Source organism: Streptomyces sp. NPDC055632, assembly GCF_053618675.1.
This window is the reverse complement of sequence record NZ_JBSHHY010000053.1, coordinates 15017-34574: the sequence shown is the minus strand read 5'-3', so window position 1 is coordinate 34574 and position 19558 is coordinate 15017. Positions and strand designations below refer to the sequence as shown.

General features: G+C 73.0%; 5 protein-coding genes. 1 reads left to right on the top strand and 4 read right to left on the bottom strand.

Annotated features, from left to right (window positions below; genetic code table 11):
* Window positions 1-53: 53 nt before the first annotated feature.
* The 4 genes from ACWGSR_RS35050 to ACWGSR_RS35035 form a co-directional block, all read right to left on the bottom strand.
* Window positions 54-263 carry an MbtH family protein gene (locus tag ACWGSR_RS35050; RefSeq protein ID WP_376237243.1) on the bottom strand — a complete coding sequence of 70 codons (210 nt, stop codon included), beginning with the start codon at window positions 261-263 and terminating at the stop codon, window positions 54-56.
* Entirely contained in the window at window positions 260-15778 is a 15519-nt protein-coding gene (locus tag ACWGSR_RS35045) for an amino acid adenylation domain-containing protein (RefSeq protein WP_453572959.1), read from the bottom strand. Before ACWGSR_RS35045 ends, ACWGSR_RS35050 begins: the two co-directional genes overlap by 4 nt.
* A gap of 43 nt (window positions 15779-15821) precedes the next feature.
* Entirely contained in the window at window positions 15822-16808 is a 987-nt protein-coding gene (locus ACWGSR_RS35040) for an iron-siderophore ABC transporter substrate-binding protein (protein ID WP_453572956.1), read from the bottom strand.
* Window positions 16809-16956: 148 nt separating this feature from the next.
* Window positions 16957-18321: a lysine N(6)-hydroxylase/L-ornithine N(5)-oxygenase family protein gene (locus ACWGSR_RS35035; protein WP_453572953.1), complete on the bottom strand. Its 1365-nt coding sequence runs from the start codon at window positions 18319-18321 to the stop codon at window positions 16957-16959.
* A gap of 246 nt (window positions 18322-18567) precedes the next feature.
* Here ACWGSR_RS35035 and ACWGSR_RS35030 point away from each other — a divergent pair, with 246 nt between their 5' ends.
* Window positions 18568-19515 carry a methionyl-tRNA formyltransferase gene (locus tag ACWGSR_RS35030; protein WP_376237255.1) on the top strand — a complete coding sequence of 316 codons (948 nt, stop codon included), beginning with the start codon at window positions 18568-18570 and terminating at the stop codon, window positions 19513-19515.
* The last annotated feature ends 43 nt before the right edge of the window (window positions 19516-19558 follow it).

The following is a 19558-nucleotide window of genomic DNA, read 5'->3' as shown; positions in this document are numbered from 1 at the left end:
CCCGCGGTGAGGAAAACTCCTCACCGCGGGCGGCTCCGCGGGGTGTCCGCCGGTCAGGCCTGCCGGGCGGTCAGGCTCGCCGGGCGCAGATCGGTCCAGCTGTTCTCGACGTACGTCAGGCACGCCTCGCGGGTGTCCTCGCCGAAGACGGTCCGCCAGCCCGCCGGCACCTGGGCGAAGGCCGGCCACACCGAGTGCTGGTTCTCGTCGTTGACCAGCACCAGGAAGCGGCCCTGGGGGTCCTCGAAGGGGTTGGTGGTCATGCGTTCTCACTCCTCATGGACATCACGGTGAACAGCTCCGAGAGCGGCTGTCCGGGTTCGGCCACCACATGGCGCAGCAACCGGTGCAGTTCGTCGGCGAGCCGGCGGGCCTTGGCCGCGCCGATCAGGTCGGTGGCGTGGATCAGTTCGCAGTGGACCGGTCCGTCGCCGCGCGGTTCGTAGAAGCTGAGCGTCAGCTCCGCCTTCGCCGAGCCCGTCGGCACCGCGTGGAAGGAACCCACGCCGCCCTCCAGCTGCCCCAGGTCCGCCTGTTCGTGGTGGATCACCATCACCTGCGGTCCTTCGGCGGGCAGCACGGTGGCACGGACGACCGCGTCGAACGGGACGTCCTGCCGGTCCAGGGCGCTGAGCGTGGTCTCCCGGACCCGGCCCAGCAGTTCGGCGAAGGTGGGGTCCCCCGCCGTGTCGGTGCGCAGCACCACGGTGTTGAAGAAGCAGCCGACGAGGTCGGCGAGCTGCTCTTCGCCGCGGCCGGCCACCATCGTACCGATCGGCAGGTCGGTGCCCGCGCCGTGGGCGGTGAGCAGGGCCGACAGGGCCGAGTGCAGCACCATGAACATGCTGGTGCCGGTGGACCGCGCGAGGCCGTCGACGTCGGCGTGGAGCTTCTCGTCCAGGACGAAGGAGACGTAGTCGCCGCCGGGTCCGCGGCCGTCGGGGTCCTGCGGGCGCGGCCGGTCCGCGGGCAGCGCGAGCCGCTCGGGAACGCCGTCCAGGTTCTCCTGCCACCAGGCGAGCTGGCGGGCGCCGGGGCTCTGCGGGTCGGCGGGGTCGCCGATGACCTCCTCGGCCCAGGCCGCGTAGTCGGAGTAGCTGACGGGCAGCGGCTGCCAGGCGGGGACGTGGCCCTGCGCACGAGCCTCGTAGGCCTCGGTCAGGTCGCGGAACAGCGGCACCACGGACCACTCGTCGACCGCGAGGTAGTGCGCGGTGATCAGCAGGGCCTGCTCGCCGCCGGCTGCGGTAAGGAGCCGGGCCCGCAGCGGCGCCTCGCGGGTCAGGTCGGGGTGCAGCGCGGCCAGTTCGCCGAGCCGTGCGTCGAGGTCGCCGCACGTCTCCGTCTCCAGTACGGGGTGGCCGGCGGGCTCGCGGCGCAGGACGCCGTCCTGCTCGGTGAAGCGGGTGCGCAGCGGCTCGTGGCGGGTGACCACGTCGTCGAGGGCGGCGGCCAGGACGGCCGGATCCAGGGCCCCGGGCGAGCGGAGCACGAGGCCGTGGTCGAAGCCGTCCCACCGTCGGTACGCCGACCACTGCCAGCGCTGTACGGGCGCCGGTCCCTCGTCCGCGGTACCCGGGGCGGCGGGGCGCAGGGCCGGGCGGGCGGCAGCCGCGCCGTCGATCTTCACGGCGAGGCCGGCCACCGTCAGGGCGTCGAAGACGTCGCGGATGCCGAGCTCGACGCCGAACTCGGACCGGATGCGGCCGAGCAGGCGCATGGAGGCCATGGAGTGGCCGCCCAGGGCGAAGAAGTTGTCGTGGACGCCGACCTCCTCCAGCTGGAGGATCTCGCCGAACAGGTCGGCCAGCTTCGCCTGGGTGGCGCCGACGGGGCGGGCCCCGCCGATCATTTCGGACCAGTCGGGCGCGGGCAGGGCCTTGTGGTCCAGCTTGCCGTTGGGAGTCAGCGGCAGCGGGCCGTCGAGGACCACGACGAGCGCGGGGACCATGTACTCGGGCAGTTGCCCGGCGACGTGCGCCTGGACGTCCTGCGGCTCGACGGCGCCGCTCTCCGGGACGACGTAGCCGACGAGGCGGACGATGTCACCGGCCCGGTCGGGGACGACGGTGGCCTGGCCGACGCCGGGGTGTCCGACGAGCGCGGCCTCGATCTCGCCGAGCTCGATGCGGAAGCCGCGGATCTTGACCTGGGTGTCGACGCGGCCGAGGAAGTCCAGGTTTCCGTCGCGGCGCCAGCGGGCCCGGTCGCCGGTGCGGTACATGCGACTGCCGGGGGCGCCGAACGGGTCGGCGACGAAGCGTTCGGCGGTCAGGCCGAACCGGCCGAGGTAGCCGCGGGCCAGGCCGCGTCCGGACACGTACAGCTCGCCGACCACACCGGGCGGAACGGGCTGGAGCCGGTCGTCCAGGACGTAGGCGAGGGTGTTGGGGTCGGGCGCGCCGATGGGCACGCGGGCACCGGGCCGCAGCTCCGCTCCCCGTGAGGGCCACAGGGTGGAGTTGACGGTGGCCTCGGTCAGTCCATAGGCGCAGATCAGGTTCGCGGTGGCGCCGAACCGCTCGAAGAGGTCCGGCGGCACGGTCTCGGTGCCGACCAGTACGGTCGATCCCTCGGGCAGTTCGCAGCCGGCGGGCAGCGCGGACACCAGCGACGGCGGCAGGATCATGTGGCTGATCGCCTGGTCGGCCAGGAAGTCCGTCAGGGCCGGTCCGGCGACGCGGGCCTCGTCGGTGACGAGGACGAGGCGGCCGCCGTGGCAGAGCGCCATCGCGAGTTCGAAGACGAACACGTCGAAGCCGATGGAGGCGAACTGCAGGACGCTGCTGTCGGCTTCCAGGCCCATGCGGTCGACGGCGGTGGCGACGAGGCTGGCGATGCCCTCGTGGGGGACGACGACGCCCTTGGGGCGGCCGGTGGAGCCGGAGGTGTAGATGACGTACGCGGCCTGGTCCAGGGCCACCGGCGCGGCGGGGGGCGCGGTCGCGGGCCGTCCCTCCAGCGCGGCGGCGGTGCGGGGCTCGTCGAGGAGGAGGACGGGGGCGTCGGTGGCGGGGATCTTCCCGGCCACCTGCTCGGTGCCGACGATCAGCGCGGCCCGGGAGTCCTCGATCATGTAGGCGAGCCGGTCGGCGGGGTGGACCAGGTCCAGGGGCAGGAAGGCGGCGCCGAGCTTCAGGGTGGCGAGGACGGTGGCGATCATGTCCGCCGAGCGGGGGACGGCCACGCCGACGACGCTCTCGGTGCCGACACCCTGGGCAGCCAGCAGATGTGCGATGCGGTTGGAGCGGGCGTCCAGTTCGGCGTAGTCGAGACGGGTGCCGCGGTCGACGAGGGCGACCGCGCCGGGCCGCTCGGCGACGTGCCGGGCGAACAGGGCGGGCAGGGACAGTTCGTCGACCTCGCGCGGGCCGCCGTTGAAGGCCTCCAGGACGAGGGCGCGCTCGTCGCCCACCAGGAGCGGGGCGGCGGACACCGGCAGGCCGGGAGCGGCCGCGAGGGCCCCGGTGAGGGCCGTGAGGCGTTCGCCGATGCGCTCGGCGGTGTCCTGGTCGAAGAGCTCGGTGGCGAACTCCAGGCGGCAGACGAGGGATCCCGTCGCACCGTCGGCGGAGGTCTCCTCGGTGAAGCTGAACACCAGGTCGAACTTGGCGGAGCGGATCCGGAAGGGCACGTGCTCCACGCCCAGGCCGGCCAGGTCCAGTTCGCCCTCGGTGCGGGCGTGGTAGCCGACCATCACCTGGAACAGCGGGTTGCGGGCCAGCGAGCGGGTCGGGTTGAGCTTCTCCACGACCGACTCGAAGGGCACGTCGGCGTGCGAGAACGCGGCGAGGTCGGTGTCGCGGACCCGGGCGAGCAGCTCGGTGAAGGTGGGGTCGCCGCTGAGGTCGGTGCGCAGGACGAGGGTGTTGACGAAGAAGCCGACGACGTCGTCGAGGGCCTCGTCGCCGCGTCCGGCGATGGGCGAGCCGAGGGGGATGTCGGTGCCGGCACCGAGGCGGTGCAGCAGGGTCGCGACGGCCGCGTGGACCACCATGAACATGCTGACGCCGTTGTCCTTGGCCAGCCGCTTCAGGTCCTGGTAGGCACGGCCGTCGAACGTGATGTCGAGTTCGGCGCCGGTGAAGGCGGGGCGTGCCGGTCGGGGCCGGTCGGTGGGCAGTTCCAGTTCCTCGGGGGCGCCGTCCAGGGTGCGGTGCCAGTGGTCGAGCTGGCGGGCGGCCAGGCTCTGCGCGTCGGTGGGGTCGCCGAGCAGCTTCCGCTGCCAGAGGGCGTAGTCGGCGTACTGGACCGGCAGCGGCTCCCAGTGGGGTGCGGCACCGGAGCGGCGGGCGGCGTACGCATCGGCCAGGTCGCGCAGGAAGGGGCGGTCCGACCATTCGTCGGTGGTGATGTGGTGCAGGAGGATCACGACGACGTGCTCCTCGGGCGCCACCTCGATGACGGTGGCGCGCAGGGGCAGTTCGGTGGCCAGGTCGAACGGGCGGTTGACGGCCGCGTCGACCAGGGCGCCCGCCTCCTCCTCGGTGGCGCGCAGGTGCTCCACCGGCGGCTGCGCCTGCCCGGCGGGCAGGATCCGCTGGAAGGCCCGGCCGTCCCGCTCGGCGAAGAGGGTGCGCAGGGCCTCGTGGCGGTCGGTGACGTCGGCGAGGGCGGCCCGCCAGGCGGTGACGTCGAGAGCGCCGCGCAGCCGCATGACCAGTGGGAAGTTGTACGCGGCGGAGGTGCCCTCCAGCTGCTGGATGACCCACAGCCGCTGCTGGGCGTGGGACAGCGGCAGCTCCTCGGGGCGCTCGCCGGCCACCAGGGCGGGGCGGGCGTCGCCCCGCGCGTCGGCGGCGCGCTCGACCAGTTCGGCGACGGTCGGGGCCTCGAAGAGGTCCCGGATGGCCAGCTCGGCCGAGAGGGCGGTGCGCGCCCGGGCGATCAGGCGGGTCGCGAGGAGCGAGTGCCCGCCGAGTTCGAAGAAGTTGCCGTCGATGTCGACGCTGCCCTCGGCGAGGCCGAGGACCTCGGCGAACAGGCCGCAGAGGGTCTCCTCCCGCGGGTTCCGCGGGGCGCGGCCGGTACCGGCGCCCGCGAACTCGGGGGCGGGCAGGGCCTTGGTGTCGAGCTTGCCGTTGACGGTCAGCGGCAGGGTGTCGACGGACATCAGGGCGGCCGGGACCATGTAGTCGGGCAGGACGGCCTTGAGGTGCTCGCGCAGGCTCTGGGCGAGGGCCTCGCCGCGTTCGGCGCCGTCCTCGGGGACCACGTAGCCGACCAGGCGCTTGCCCGCCGCCCGCTCGTTCACGACGACGGCGGCGTGGGCCACATCGGGGTGCGCGGACAGAGCGGTGGCGATCTCGCCGAGTTCGATGCGGTAGCCGCGGATCTTGACCTGGTCGTCGGTGCGGCCGAGGAAGTCGATCAGGCCGTCGGGCCGCTGCCGCACGAGGTCGCCGGTGCGGTACATCCGCTCGCCGGGCGCGCCGAACGGGTCGGCGACGAAGCGCTCGGCGGTCAGGCCGGGGCGGTCGTGGTAGCCGCGGGCCAGCCCGGTGCCCGCGATGTACAGCTCGCCGGGGCAGCCCGGCGGGACCGGGCGCAGCATGGCGTCGAGGACGTAGCCGCGGGTGTTGCGGATGGGCCGGCCGACGGTGGGCGTCGCGCTGTCGGCGGTCGAGCCGCCGAGGGTGTTGATCGTGTACTCGGTCGGGCCGTACAGGTTGTAGCCGTACGTGCCGTCGGTCTCGGCGAGGCGGGTCCAGACGGTGTCGGAGACGGCCTCGCCGCCGAGCAGGACCAGGGCGGGCCGGTGCTTGCCCGTGGCCTCGTCGTGGTCGAGCAGGCCCTCCTCGATGAGGAGCTGGGCGTAGGTGGGGGTGACGTTGACGACGTCGATCCGGTTGCGGTCGCAGTAGGCGACCAGGGCCTCGGCGTCGCGGCGCAGCTCCTCGTCGCAGACGTGGACCTCGTGGCCCTCGACGAGCCAGAGCAGCTCCTCCCAGGACATGTCGAAGGCGAAGGAGACGGTGTGCGCGATGCGCAGGCGCCGTCCGCCGGCCGAGGCGATCGCCGGGTCGAAGACCTCCACCTGGTGGTTGAGCTGCATGTTCGTCAGGCCCCGGTAGGGGGTGACGACGCCCTTGGGCTTTCCGGTGGAGCCGGAGGTGTAGATGACGTACGCCGGGTGCTCCAGACGGCCGGGGGTCCCGTGCGCGAAGCCGGGGCGTTCGGCGTCGGTGACCTCGGTGCCGGGCAGGGAGGCCAGCTCGGCGGCCACGGCCGGGTCGTCCAGGGCGACCTCGGGGGCGAGCGGGCCGGCCTCGCCGCGCAGCGTCGGGGCGACGGCGAGGGTGGTGAGCAGGCACAGCGGCCCGGTGTCCTCGACCATCAGACGGAGCCGGTCCGCCGGGTGGTCCAGGTCGAGCGGCAGGTAGGCGGCGCCGGTGCGCAGGACGGCGAAGAGGGCGACGACCATCTCGAGGGAGCGGGGCAGCGCCAGGGCGACCGTTCGCTCGGGACCCGCGCCGCGGGCCAGCAGGAGGCGGGCCGCGCGGTTGATGCGGGCGTCGAGCTCGGCGTAGGTGAGGGCGGTGTCGCCGAAGACCAGGGCGACGGCGTCCGGGGTGCGGGCGACCTGCGCGGCGAGCATGTCGGCGACGGTCTCGTCGGGGACCGGCCCGTTGCTCGCCGCCCAGGCGTCGGCCAGGTCGGCGCGCTCGTCGGGGAGCAGCAGGTCCAGGGTGCCGACCGGGGCGGCGAGGTCGCCGAGGAGGCGCTCCACCAGGGTCCGGTAGCGGCTCAGGGTGGCGGCGGCCCGCTCGTCGTCGATCAGGTCGGGCCGGTACTCCAGCTTGACCTGGACCCGCTCGGCCGGGTTGACGATGAGGGTCATCGGGTAGTGGGTGGCGTCGACGCTGTCCACGCCGGTGATGCCGTGCCGTTCGGTGAGGTCGCGGAAGGCGCCCTCGTCGGCGAAGTTCTGCAGCACGTACAGGGTGTCGAAGAGGACGGGGTGGCCGCCGGCCCGCTGGAGCTCGGCGAGGCCCAGGTACTCGTGGTCCATGAGCGCCGTGCGCTCGCTCTGGACGCGGCGCAGCAGGTCCGCGACCGTCTCCTCGGGGCGCAGGGTGACGCGCTGCGGGACGGTGTTGAGGAACATGCCGATGGTGGTGTCGGCGCCGGGCACGTCGGCCGGACGGCCGGCGACGGTGGCGCCGAAGACGACGTCGTCGCTGCCGACGGCGGCGGACAGGACCAGGGCCCAGGCCGCGGAGAGGACCGCGTTGATGGTCAGGCCGTGCTCGCGGGCGGTGCCGCGCAGCCGGTCGCTGAGGTCGGACCCGAGGTCGAGGGCGTGGCGGCGCGGGATGGTGGGCTCGCCGCCCCGGCCGCGGGCGACCAGGGTGGGCTCGTCGAGTCCGGCGAGCGCGGTGGACCAGGTGGCGCGGGCCGCGTCGAAGTCCTGCTCGGCGAGCCAGACCAGGTAGTCGCGGTAGCTGCCGGGGACGGTGAGGCCGGTGTCGTCGCCGGCGGCCGCGTACAGGGCGAGGAGCTCGTCGAGGAACAGGGACTGCGACCAGCCGTCCCAGGCCACCAGGTGGTGGCTGAGCATCAGGCGGTCGGCGTTCTCGGTGAGCCGGATCAGCCGGAGGCGGAACAGCGGGGGCGAGGCCAGGTCGAAGCGGCGCAGCCGGTCGGCGTCGGCGATCTCGGCGAGGCGGACCCGGCGCTGTTCCTCGGTGAGGCCGGTGAGGTCGGTCTCGGTGAGCGGGACGGGGACCTCGGCGGCGGGGCCGACGAACTGCACGGGGGCGGGCAGGCCGTCGGAGGTGATGCCGGTGCGCAGGCCGGGGTGCCGGGCGAGCAGGGCGGCGCAGGCCGCATGTAGCCGGTCGAGGTCCAGGCGGCGGTCGAAGTCGAAGCAGTCCTGGGCGGTGTAGACGTCCAGGCCGTCGGTGTCGTAGCTGGCGTGGAAGTGGATGCCCTCCTGGAGCGGGGAGAGCGGCCAGACGTCGGCGACGGGGACCGGGCTGACCTCGGCGACCCGGTCGATCTCGGCCTGGGTGAGCCGTACGAGGGGCAGGTCGGAGGGGGTCAGGGCGCCGGTGGTGGAGGCGGAGCCGGCGGCCTGGGCGATGAGCTCGCGCAGGGCATCGGCCCAGGCCAGACCGAGGGCCCGGACCTCGCTCTCGTCGAGGGACCGGCCGGCCGGCCAGGTCCAGGTGGCCCGCATCTCGGGGCCGTTCGGGGTGTCGGCGCAGACCGCGTTGACCTGGAGCGGGTACGGCATCGCGAGGCCGGCGTCCGGCTCCACGGACAGTGCGTCGGACTCGGCGGCGGGCGCCCAGTCGACGGCCTGGTCGGCAGGGAGGCGGCCGAAGTAGTTGAACAGCACCTGGGCGGTGGACAGCCGGGTGAACACCGGGGCGAGCTGCGGGTTGAGGTAGCGCAGCATGCCGTATCCGGCGCCGGAGTCCGGGGCCGAGCGGACCGCCTCCTTGACCTGCTTGAGGGTGGCCAGGGCGTCGTCGGCGGCGGGGAGGCGGACGGGGTGCAGGCCGGTGAACCAGCCGACGGTGCGGGACAGGTCCAGGGCGGTGCCGTCGCGGCCGTGGCGTTCGAGGTCGACGAGCAGGTCGGCGGCGGGGTCGCCGCCCGCCTCGGCGCGGCGGCGGGAGACGGCCAGGCGCAGGGCGGCGAGGAGGACCTCGGTGACGTCGGCGCCCGCGCCGGCGGGGACGGACGTGAGCAGGGCGCGGGTCTCGTCGGTGGTGAGGGTGACGGTGTGGTCCCGCGCGTCGCCCGCGGTGCCGGTCCGGTCGGCGCCGGGGACGAGCTCGGCTCCGGGGGCCAGGACCTCGGCCCAGTAAGGGAGTTCGGCCTGGCGCTGCGGGGAGGTGGCCTGTTCGGCGATCTCCCGGGCGAAGCGGCGCAGCGAGGACGGTACGGGTTCCAGCTCGGCGGGTCGGCCCTGGGCCTCGGCTTCCCAGGCGGCGGCGAGGTCGCCGAGCAGGACGCGCCAGGAGACGCCGTCGATCACGAGGTGGTGGACGACGAGGAGCAGCCGGCCGGGGTTGCCGGCGCCGGCGTCGAACCAGACGGCCTGGACCGTGACGCCGGTGTCGGGGTCGAGCCGGCCCGCGGCGGCGTCGGACTCGGTGGTGACGAGGGCGCGCAGGGCGTCGGCGTCGAGGCCGGAGGCGTCGACGTGGCGCAGCAGCGCGGCGGCGTCGACGCTGCCGGCCGGGGTGGTGACGGCGGACCACAGGGCCGGGATGGCCGGTCCGAGGTCCATGCGGGTCAGGCGGGTGCGCAGGCCGTCGTGGTGGTCCAGGACGGCCTGGAGGACGCGGGCCAGGGAGGCGGCGTCGGCGTCGGCGGGCGACTGGAGCAGCATCGACAGGTTGAAGCGGCCGATGGGTCCGCCGTCCTCGCGGAGCTGGTGGACGATCGGCAGCAGGGTGATGTCGCCGACGCCGTCGGTGTCGGCGGCCGGTGCGGCGGCGGCGCTGCCGGTGGCGGCGGCGAGGGCGGCCGGGGTGCGGTGCTCGAAGACCTCGCGGGGGCTGACCGACAGGCCGGCCTTGCGGGCCCGGCTCGCGACGGACATGGACAGGATGCTGTCGCCGCCGAGCATGAAGAAGTCCTCGTCGGGGTCGACCGCGTCGAGGTTGAGGACGTCGGCGAAGATCGCGCAGAACTGCTGCTCGCGGCCTTCGCGGGAGGCGCGGGCGGCCGTCTTGCGGCGCACCGCGGGGGCGGGCAGGGCCTTCAGGTCGGTCTTGCCGCCGGGAGTGAGCGGGAGCGCGTCCAGGGCGACGAAGTGGCTGGGCAGCATGGGCGCGGGCAGCTTCGCGGCCAGTGCGGTGCGCACGGCCTCGGTGTCGAAGGCGTCGGCGCGCCCGCCCGTGGCCGGGACGAGGTAGGCGACCAGCTGCTTGGCCCCGCGCTCGTCGTCGCGGGCGACGACCACGGCGTCGCCGACGGCCGGCTCGTCCCGCAGGCGGGCTTCGATTTCGCCGAGTTCCACTCGGTTTCCCCTGATCTTGACCTGGTGGTCGGTGCGCCCGAGGTAGGTGAGCACGCCGTCCGTATCGAACTGGACCATGTCTCCGGTGCGGTACATCCGCGCGCCCGGAGTGCCGAACGGATCGGCGACGAACCGCTCCGCGGTGAGCGCGGTGCGTCCGTGGTAGCCGCGGGCGAGCTGGTCGCCCGCGAGGTAGAGCTCGCCCGGTTCGCCCGGGGCCACCGGGCGCAGATACCGGTCGAGGACGTGCAGCCGGGTGTTCCACACCGGCCGGCCGATGGGCACGGTGGCCGCGTCGGCCGACTCGGCGCCCGCCTGTCGGCTGGTGACCTGGATGACGGCCTCGGTGGGCCCGTACACGTTGTGCAGGGGCACGCCGGTGCGCTCGTGCCAGCGTCGGGCGAGCGGGACGGGCAGGGCCTCGCCGCCGCTGAAGGCACGCCGCAGGCTCGCCCACCAGGGGGCGCCGTCGGCCTCCTCCGCGAGGAGCGCGTTGTACAGCGAGGGCACCAGGTCGACGTTGGTCACGCGCTCGGCGCGGATCAGCTCGGCGAGGTAGGCAGGGTCGCGGTGGCCGTCGGGCCGGGCGATGACGACGGTGCCGCCGGTGATCAGCGGTACGAAGATCTCCTGGACGGAGGGGTCGAAGCTGGTCGAGTACTGGTGCAGCACCCGCTCGCCGGGCCCGAATCCGAACTCCTGGGCGGTCCAGACCAGTTGACCGACGACGGCTCGGTGCGGCACCACGACGCCCTTGGGCAGGCCGGTGGAGCCGGAGGTGTAGATGACGTACGCGGCGCCGTCCGGGTCCACGGGCGCGAGCACGGCGTCCGCGGGGGCGGTCGCCGCCGCGGCGTCGGCGTCGTCGACGAGGACCGGGGTGACGCCGTCGAGGGCGGGCAGCTTCGCCAGGGACGGGCCGGTGGTGACGACGGTGCGGGCACCGGAGTCGGACAGCATGTGGCGGACCCGGTCGGCGGGGTAGTCCACGTCGACGGGCAGGTAGGCGGCGCCGGCCTTCATGACGCCGAGGAGGGCGACCGGGGAGGCGGCGGAGCGGGGCACGGCGACGGCCACGACGGACTCCGCGGCGACCCCGTGGGCGGCGAGCCGGTGGGCGAGCGCCTCGGCGCGGGCGTCGAGCTCGGCGTACGTGGTCCGCCCGTCCTCGTCGACGAGGGCGACGGCCTCGGGCGTGCGGCGGGCCTGCTCCTCGAACGCGCCGTGCACGGTTCCGGCGGGGAGCTGCCGCTCGGCACCGGCGAGGACGGCGAGGACGGCGCGCCGCTCGTCCGCGGACTGGAGCGGGATCCGGCCGACGGGCAGTTCCGGGTCGGTGGTGACCTGTACGAGCAGGGCGAGCAGCCGGTCGGCGAAGCGGGCGGCGGCACGGGCGTCGAGGCGGGCCGGGTCGTGGTCCAGCTGGAGCCGGATCGTTTCGCCGGGCATCACGGTCAGGGCGAGCGGGTAGTGCACCGAGTCGTGGATCTCGGAGCCGAGGATCCGGACGAGGCCCTGCGGGTCGGCCACGTCGCCCGCGTCCGGCAGGTTCTCCACGACGACGAGCGCGTCGAACAGGTCGCCGCGGCCGACGGTCCGCTGGATCTCGGAGAGTCCGAGGTGCTGGTGGTCGAGGAGCTCGGCCTGGCCCTCCTGGAAGGCGGCCAGGACCTGGGCGAGGGGCTGCTCGGGGCGCCAGCCCAGCCGGGCGGGCACGGTGTTGATGAGCAGCCCGACGAGGGTCTCGACGCCCTCGACGGGGGCCTGGCGGCCGGACACGGTGGTGCCGATGACGAGGTCCTGGGCACCGACGACGTCGCCGAGGACCAGGCCGAACGCACCCTGCACGACGGCGGCGAGGGTGAGTCCGAGGCGGCGGGTCCGGGCGGTGAGCGCCTCGGTCTGCTCGGCCGTCAGCTCCAGGGTGACGCGGCCGGATCCGGAGCTCTCCCCGGCGCGGTACGGCAGGCCGTCGGTGGCGTCGAGTCCGGCGAGGGCCTCGCGCCAGGCGGTACGGGCCAGCTCGCGGTCGCGGCCGGCCAGCCAGCCGGTGTAGGCGCGGTAGGCCGGGTCGGGGGAGGCCGCCGTGACGGGGGCGCCGGGCCGGTAGCCGTCGAGGAGTTCGCGCAGCAGGAGGGAGACGGACCAGCCGTCGACCACGATGTGGTGCATCGTCAGGACGAGCAGGGAGCGCTCGGCGCCGATCCGGACCAGGGCGGCGCGCAGCAGCGGCGGGGTGCCCAGGTCGAAGCCGCGGTCGCGTTCGGCGGCGGCGATCTCCGCGGTGGCGGCGCGCTGCCGCTCCGGGTCCTGGCCGGTCAGGTCGGTGAACCGCCAGGGCACCGTGACGTCGGCGCCGATGACCTGGACGACGGGGCCGTCGGAGTGCTGGCGGAAGGCGGCGCGCAGCAGCGGGTGGCGGTCGAGGAGGCGCTGGACGGCGGCCCGCAGGGCCTCGGGGTCGACGTCGCCGCCGAGTTCGACGGTGTCCTGGACGGCGTAGCCGTCGGCTCCGTCGCGGTCCATGACCGCGTGGAAGTAGAACCCCTCCTGCAGCGGCGTGGCCGGGACCACGTCGAGCAGCTCGCCGATCCCGTCGGCGAAAGCGGCCCGGTCGTCGGCGGTGAGGGGGACCAGGGAGAGCGGCTCGGGCAGCGCCGCGGCGGCTTCCGGCGTCGCCGGGGCCTCGCCCGCGGCCCGTGCGAGGGCCGCGACCGTGCGGAGGCGGAACACCTCCCGGGGGCTGATCGCGAGACCGGCCGCCCGGGCGCGGGTGACGAGCTGGATGGCGACGATGCTGTCCCCGCCGAGCTCGAAGAAGCTGTCGTGGACGCCGACCGACGGCAGGCCGAGGACCTCGGCGAACAGGCCCGCGAGGGCAGTCTCGGCCGGGGTGGTGGGCGCCGCGTCGCCGGTCATCGCGGTCCACTGCGGGTCCGGGAGGGCGCGCGCGTCGAGCTTGCCGTTGGGGGTCAGCGGCAGCGGGCCGTCCATGCGGACGACGGCCGAGGGCACCATGTAGTCGGGCAGGCCCTGCGCGGCCTCGGCGCGGGCGGCGGTGACGGCCGCCTCGGCGCCGGCGGCGTCCAGGGCGGCGTCGGCGACCAGGTAGGCGACGAGCCGCTTGGCGGAGCGCTGGTCCTCACGGACCAGGACGGCGGCCTGGGCGATGCCGGCGCAGGCCATGAAGGCGCTCTCGACCTCGCCGGGCTCGATGCGGTGGCCGCGGATCTTGATCTGGCCGTCGGCCCGGCCGAGGAAGTCGAGGTTGCCCTCGGCGGTCCAGCGGACGCGGTCGCCGGTGCGGTACATGCGGCTGCCGGGCTCGCCGAAGGGGTCGGCGACGAACCGTTCGGAGGTCAGGCCGAAGCGGCCGAGATAGCCGCGTGCCAGGCCGCGGCCGGCGACGTACAGCTCGCCCTCGACGCCCACGGGGACGGGCCGCAGGGCGGAGTCCAGGACGTAGGCGCGGGTGTTGGGGTCGGGTTCGCCGATGGGCACGGGGCCCTGCCAGTCCGGGCGGGCCGACCACAGGGTGGAGTTGACGCTCGCCTCGGTGAGGCCGTAGGCGACGACGATCTGCAGGCGGTGGGACCAGCGGGCGATGAGTTCGCTCGGCACGGCCTCGGTGCCGACCACGAGGACGGCGCCCTCGGGGAGTTCGCAGTCCTGCGGCAGTGCCGAGACCAGCGAGGGCGGCAGGATCATGTGGGTCGCCCGGTGCTCCGCGATGTAGTCGGTGAGCGCGGGGCCGGCGACGCGGCGTTCGGTGGGGACGACGATGATCCGGCCGCCGACGCACAGGGACATGATCAGGTCCCAGACCGTCACGTCGAAGCCGACGGAAGCGAACTGGACGACCCGGCTGTCCGCGGTGATCCCGATGCGCTCGGTCGCGGTCGCGATCAGGCTGCCGACGCCGTCGTGGGGCACCACGACGCCCTTGGGGCGTCCGGTGGAGCCGGAGGTGTAGATGACGTACGCGGCCCGGTCGAGCGGGATGTCCAGGGCCGGCGGGGACGGGTCCTGGGCGGCGAGGCCCGCGGCGGTCGCGGGCTCGTCGAGTCGGACGAGGGCGAGGCCGGGGAGGTCCGGCAGGCCCTCGGCCTGTTCCCCGGCGGTGACGACCGTACGGGCTCCGGCGTCCTGGAGCATGTAGGCCAGGCGGTCCTGCGGGTGGTCGGAGTCCAGCGGCAGGTAGGCGGCGCCCGCCTTCATCACCGCGAGCAGGGCGGTGACGAGTTCGGGCGAGCGGGGCAGGGCCACGCCGACGACGTCCTCGGCGCCGACGCCGCGGGCGGCGAGCAGGCGGGCGAGGCGGTTGGCGTCGGCGTCCAGTTCCGCGTAGGTCAGTTCGCGGTCCTCGCAGACCAGGGCGACGGCCCCGGGGGCACGACGGACCTGTGCCTCGAAGGCTTCCGGCCAGGACACCTCGGGGGAGTCGCTCGGGGAGACGCCGAAGTCCTCCAGGAGCAGGACGCGTTCGGCGGCGGTGGTGAGTTCGAGGTGGCCGACGCGCCGGTCCGGGTCCTCGGCGAAGGCGTCGAGGAGGATGCCGAAGCGCTCCTGGTGGGCGACGAGTTCCTCTTCCGTGCACTGGTCGCCGTCGGCGTCGAAGAGGATGCGGACGGCGCCCCGGACGGACTCGCCGACGCTGACGGCCAGGTCGCTGACCGCGCCGAGCCACTGGGGGCGCAGGTCGGAGTAGTGGTCGCGGAAGCGCAGCCAGTCGGTGCCGGGCAGGATGTTGACGGTGGGGCCCACCAGCTCGGGCACGCCCTCGACCAGGCCGAGTTCCTTGGCCAGGTCCTCGGCGCGGTAGCGGCTGTGGGCGACGGCCTCGGCGATCCGCTCGTCGGTCTGCCTCAGCAGCTCGTCGACGGTCGTACCGGGGCGCACGGACAGCCGCAGCGGCACGATGTTGGAGACCATGCCGGGAACGCCCAGGACGGCGCGGTCCTGCCGAGTGGTGACGGGCAGACCGAGGACGAGGTCCTGCTCGCCGGTGGTCCGGTGCAGGTAGGCGGCCACGGCGGCGACCAGGAGGCGGGACACCCGGACGCCGGACGCCCGGGCGGCGGCCTTGAGGCGGTCGGTGTCGGCCACGGAGAGTTCGGTGGTGCGCCGGTAGCGGCGCGTGATGATCTTCTGGCCGGGTTCGACGAGACGGGCCGGCTGCGGCCGGCCGGCGAGGCGCTCCAGCCAGTACGCGCGGTCCGCGGCGTACTCCTCGGAGGCGCGGTAGGCCTGCTCGGAGACGGCGAGGCGGGTCACGTCCCAGTGGACGGGGGCGGCGGGCCGGGCGCCGGTGTAGATCTCGCCGGCTCGGCGCGAGAGCAGGCCGATGCTCACGCCGTCGATGACCAGGTGGTGGTAGCACTGGTACCACAGCACCCGGTCGTCGGCCAGGCGGATCAGGGTCTGGGAGAAGAGCGGACCGGCCGCGAGGGAGAGGGGCCGGCCACGGTGGGCACCCATCCATTCCCAGGCGGCGTCCTCCGGGTCGGCCTCCGCGCGCAGGTCGAGCACGGGGACGTCGACGGACATGCGGCGGGGCACCTGACGGGGGCTGCCGTCCACGGCCGTCTCGAAGGCGACGTGGAGGCAGTCCGCCTCCTCGACCACCTGCCGCACGGCGGCGGACAGGTGATCGAGGTCGATGTCGCCACGCAGTTCCAGGGTGAAGGAGACGTTGAACGCTGAACTGTCCGGCTCGATCTGCTGAGCAAGCCAAATGCCGGATTGCCCACCGGTGACAGGTACCCCGGCAGCGGTCCGGTCCGACTCGGCGTCAAACATCGTTCAGAAGGCCTTTCCCTGGTCCTGCGTCTCTACGGCGGTGTTACTTGATGGCTTCGAGCTTCGGTACGACCTGGTCGATGGCGTACGGAATGCTCAGCACCGTGTTGAAGGACAGGGCAGCGCCGATGTCCGGGCTGTCGTAGGGCAGGAAGAGGTCGCGCTTCTCCTGGTTGACCTTGGTCTTCTTGTACAGCGGGTCGCCCTTCATGGCGGCTTCCGTCTCGGCGGTGCCCAGCCAGACCGTGCGGTCGGCCTCCATCACGTCCAGGCGCTCGAAGCTGAGGTCCGCGATGTTGTCCTTGCCGAGGGCCTTGCGGTACGCCTCGGAGGTGGTGAAGCCCATCTCGCTCAGGAAGATGAGCTTGGGGTCCTTCGGGGAGAAGGCCGAGAACTTGCCGGGCTCGTAGGGCTCGCCGACCGCGACCGTCTTGCCCTTCCACTCGGGGTGCTTGTCCCGGACGGCCTTGAAGCGGGCGTCGACGTCGGCGATCAGCTTCTCGGTCTCGGGGCCCTTGCCGAGCGCCTTGCCGATCTGACGGGTCATGACCTGCCAGCTCGCCTGGTAGTCCTCGGCGCCCTTGGGCTGGGCGACGACCTTGGCGATCTTGGAGAGGGTGTCGTACTGCTCCTTCTTCATGCCCGAGTACTGCGCGATGATCAGGTCCGGCTTGAGGGCCGCGATCTTCTCGACGTTGTACTCGTCGCGCTCGCCGACGACCTGCGGCGGCGTGGAGCCCCACTTGTCCTTGGCCCAGGGCCACTTGCCGTACGGCTGCTCCTTGAACCAGTCCACCGAGCCCACCGGCTTGAGCCCGAGCGCCAGCACCGCGTCCTGGTCGGACAGACCGAGGGTGACGATCTTCTTCGGCTCCGCGTCGATCGTCGTGCTGCCGTACTTGTGGTCCACCGTGACCGGGAAGGCCGCGGCTGCCGAGTCCGCCGGCTTCGCGGACGGCTTGGGATCGGTCTTCTCGTCGCCGTTCCCGCAGGCACTCAGGACGAGTGCGGCGGTGACGGCGACGGCCACACGGGGAAGGTTACTGACGGCTCTCGTCAGCGCGGCGCGTCTGCCAGCGGACACGGTCTTTCCTTTCAAGGGGTTCATGACAGCCTCCCCAGCCGGCGGAACAGCGTCGCCGGCGGGAGAGGAGGAGTGAAGCGGGACAGGAGGCGTTCTAGCCGAGCGTCCCGATCCCGTCGACGATCCGCGAGGTCTCGCGCAGGCCCTCGCCGACGGCCGGCTTCGGGTGCCGGTCGAGTACGGACTCCAGGATCTCGCCGACCCTGACGGCGGTGTTCGACAGCAGCGACGAGGTGATGCCGTGCGTGTGCTCGGTCCCGCCCTGGAGGTAGATGCCGCAGCGCAGGGCCTCGTCGGTGGTGACGCGGTAGTCGCGCTCGACGCGGACCCTGCCCTCGTCGTCGCGACGGCAGTACTCCTCCACCTCGCCGAGGAGGCCGAGGGCGTCGGCGGAACGGTAGCCCGTGGCGTAGACCACGACATCGGCGTCCAGCGGGGTCTTCTCCCCCGAGACGAGCGACTCGACCGTCACCCGGACGCGGTCGGGCGTCTCGACGACGTCCGCGAGCCGGGAGACGTTCATGAAGCGGAGCCGCTCGGTGCCGAGGACCTTCTCGCGGTACGCCTCGCCGTAGAGCTGGTCGATCAGGTCGATGTCGACGACCGAGTAGTTGGTGTTGCCGTGGTAGCGCATCAACTGGTTCTTGGTCTCGCCGGAGGCGGTGAAGTACTCGTCCACCGCGGCGGGGTCGAAGATCCGGTTGGCGAACTTGCTGTCGTCGGCGGGGCTGTAGCCGTAGCGCGCGAACACGGAGCAGACCTCGGCCTTCGGGAACCTCCGGTGGAGGTAGGCCACGTTCTCCGCGGCGCTCTGGCCGGCGCCGACCACGATGAAGCGGGACGGGTCGGTGCCCTCCAGGGCGTCGACCCGCTTGAGCAGGTCGGAGTTGTGCCAGATGCGCTCGGTCCGTTCGATCCCCTCCGGCATGGAGGGCCGAAGTCCGGTGCCGATGACGAGGTTGCGGGCCCGGTGGACCACGGTCTCGGTGCCGGAGCGGGCCGTCACGTCCAGGTACTCGATCACGCCGTCGCGGACGACGGGCTCCACGGAGACGACCTCGTGGCCGTAGGAGACCATGTCGTCGACCTTGGCCGCCGCCCACTCGAAGTAGTCGTGGAACTCGACGCGCAGCGGGAAGAGGCTCTTGTGGTTGACGAAGTCGACCAGCCGCCCCTTGCTCTGCAGGTAGCAGAGGAAGCTGTACTCGCTGCTCGGATTCCGCAGGGTCACCAGGTCCTTGAGGAAGGAGACCTGCATGGTCGCGTCGTCGAGCAGCATGCCGCGGTGCCAGCCGAAGACGGGCTGCCGCTCGAAGAAGTGGGCGGTGACCGCCTCGTCCCTGCCGACACGCGCGTTGTGCTCGGTGAGCGCGATCGCCATGGCCACGTTGGACGGCCCGAAGCCGATTCCTATGAGGTCGTGGATCACCGGCGCGTCACCAGGGAGAGCCTGCGACATGTCACTCCGATCATGCGGGTCGCCGCCTGCGAGGCGCCGAAAAGAATCAGGGCAGGGCACACCAATGAGCAGCGCCCCGGGGGAACTTAGGTAAAGCTAACCTGATTTATTCACCCTGTCGAGAAGACGAAAAGGGCATAAGGCCTAATCAATGCCAAAAAATCCCCCCTTCCTCCGCTCGTTGCATCATTAGGTAAGGCTTGCTTTACTTTGCATCGATCGATCGTTCTTACGAGGAGGAACCCCATGCGGGTCGTCATGTTCGGCTATCAGACCTGGGGCCACCGCACCCTGCAGGCGCTCCTGGACTCCGAGCACGACGTCGTGATGGTCGTGACCCACCCCAAGAGCGAGCACGCCTACGAGAAGATCTGGAGCGACTCGGTCGCGGACCTCGCCGAGGAGCACGGCATCCCCGTGGTCATCCGCAACCGCCCCGACGACGAAGAGCTCTTCACGGCTCTGAAGGAGGCCGACGCGGACATCATCGTCGCCAACAACTGGCGCACGTACATCCCGTCGCACATCTACAACCTCCCCCGGCACGGCACGCTCAACGTCCACGACTCGCTCCTGCCGAAGTACGCCGGATTCTCCCCTCTGATCTGGGCGCTGATCAACGGAGAGACCGAAGTCGGTGTCACCGCACACATGATGGACGACGTCCTCGACGCCGGCGACATCGTGCTCCAGCAGGCGGTCGCCGTCGGACCGAAGGACACGGCCACCGACCTCTTCCACAAGACCGTCGACCTCATCGCCCCGGTCACCGTCGGCGCGCTGGACCGCATCGCCGCCGGCGAGACCGAGTTCACCAAGCAGGACCGGACGCAGGCGAGCTTCTTCCACAAGCGCGCGGAAGAGGACATCCGGGTCGACTGGACCTGGCCGGCCGAGGTCCTGGAGCGCCTGGTGCGCGCCCAGTCCGCCCCGTACCCGAGCGCGTTCACCTTCCACAAGGGCAAGCGCCTGGAGATCGTGTCCGCCGTCGTCTCCGAGGGGCGCTACGGCGGCACCCCCGGCCGCGTCTTCTACCGCGAGGGCGACGGTGTGGTCATCGTCGCCGGCGCCGACGCCCGCACCGGCCGCAACCACGGCCTCGCCATCACCCGAGTACGCACGGAGGACGGCCGCGAGCTGGGCGCCACCGAGTACTTCACCTCCATGGGCGGGTACCTCACCAGCCGCCCGTGACACCCCTAGGCCGACAGGGTGCCCTGCCGGCCCCATGCCGTGC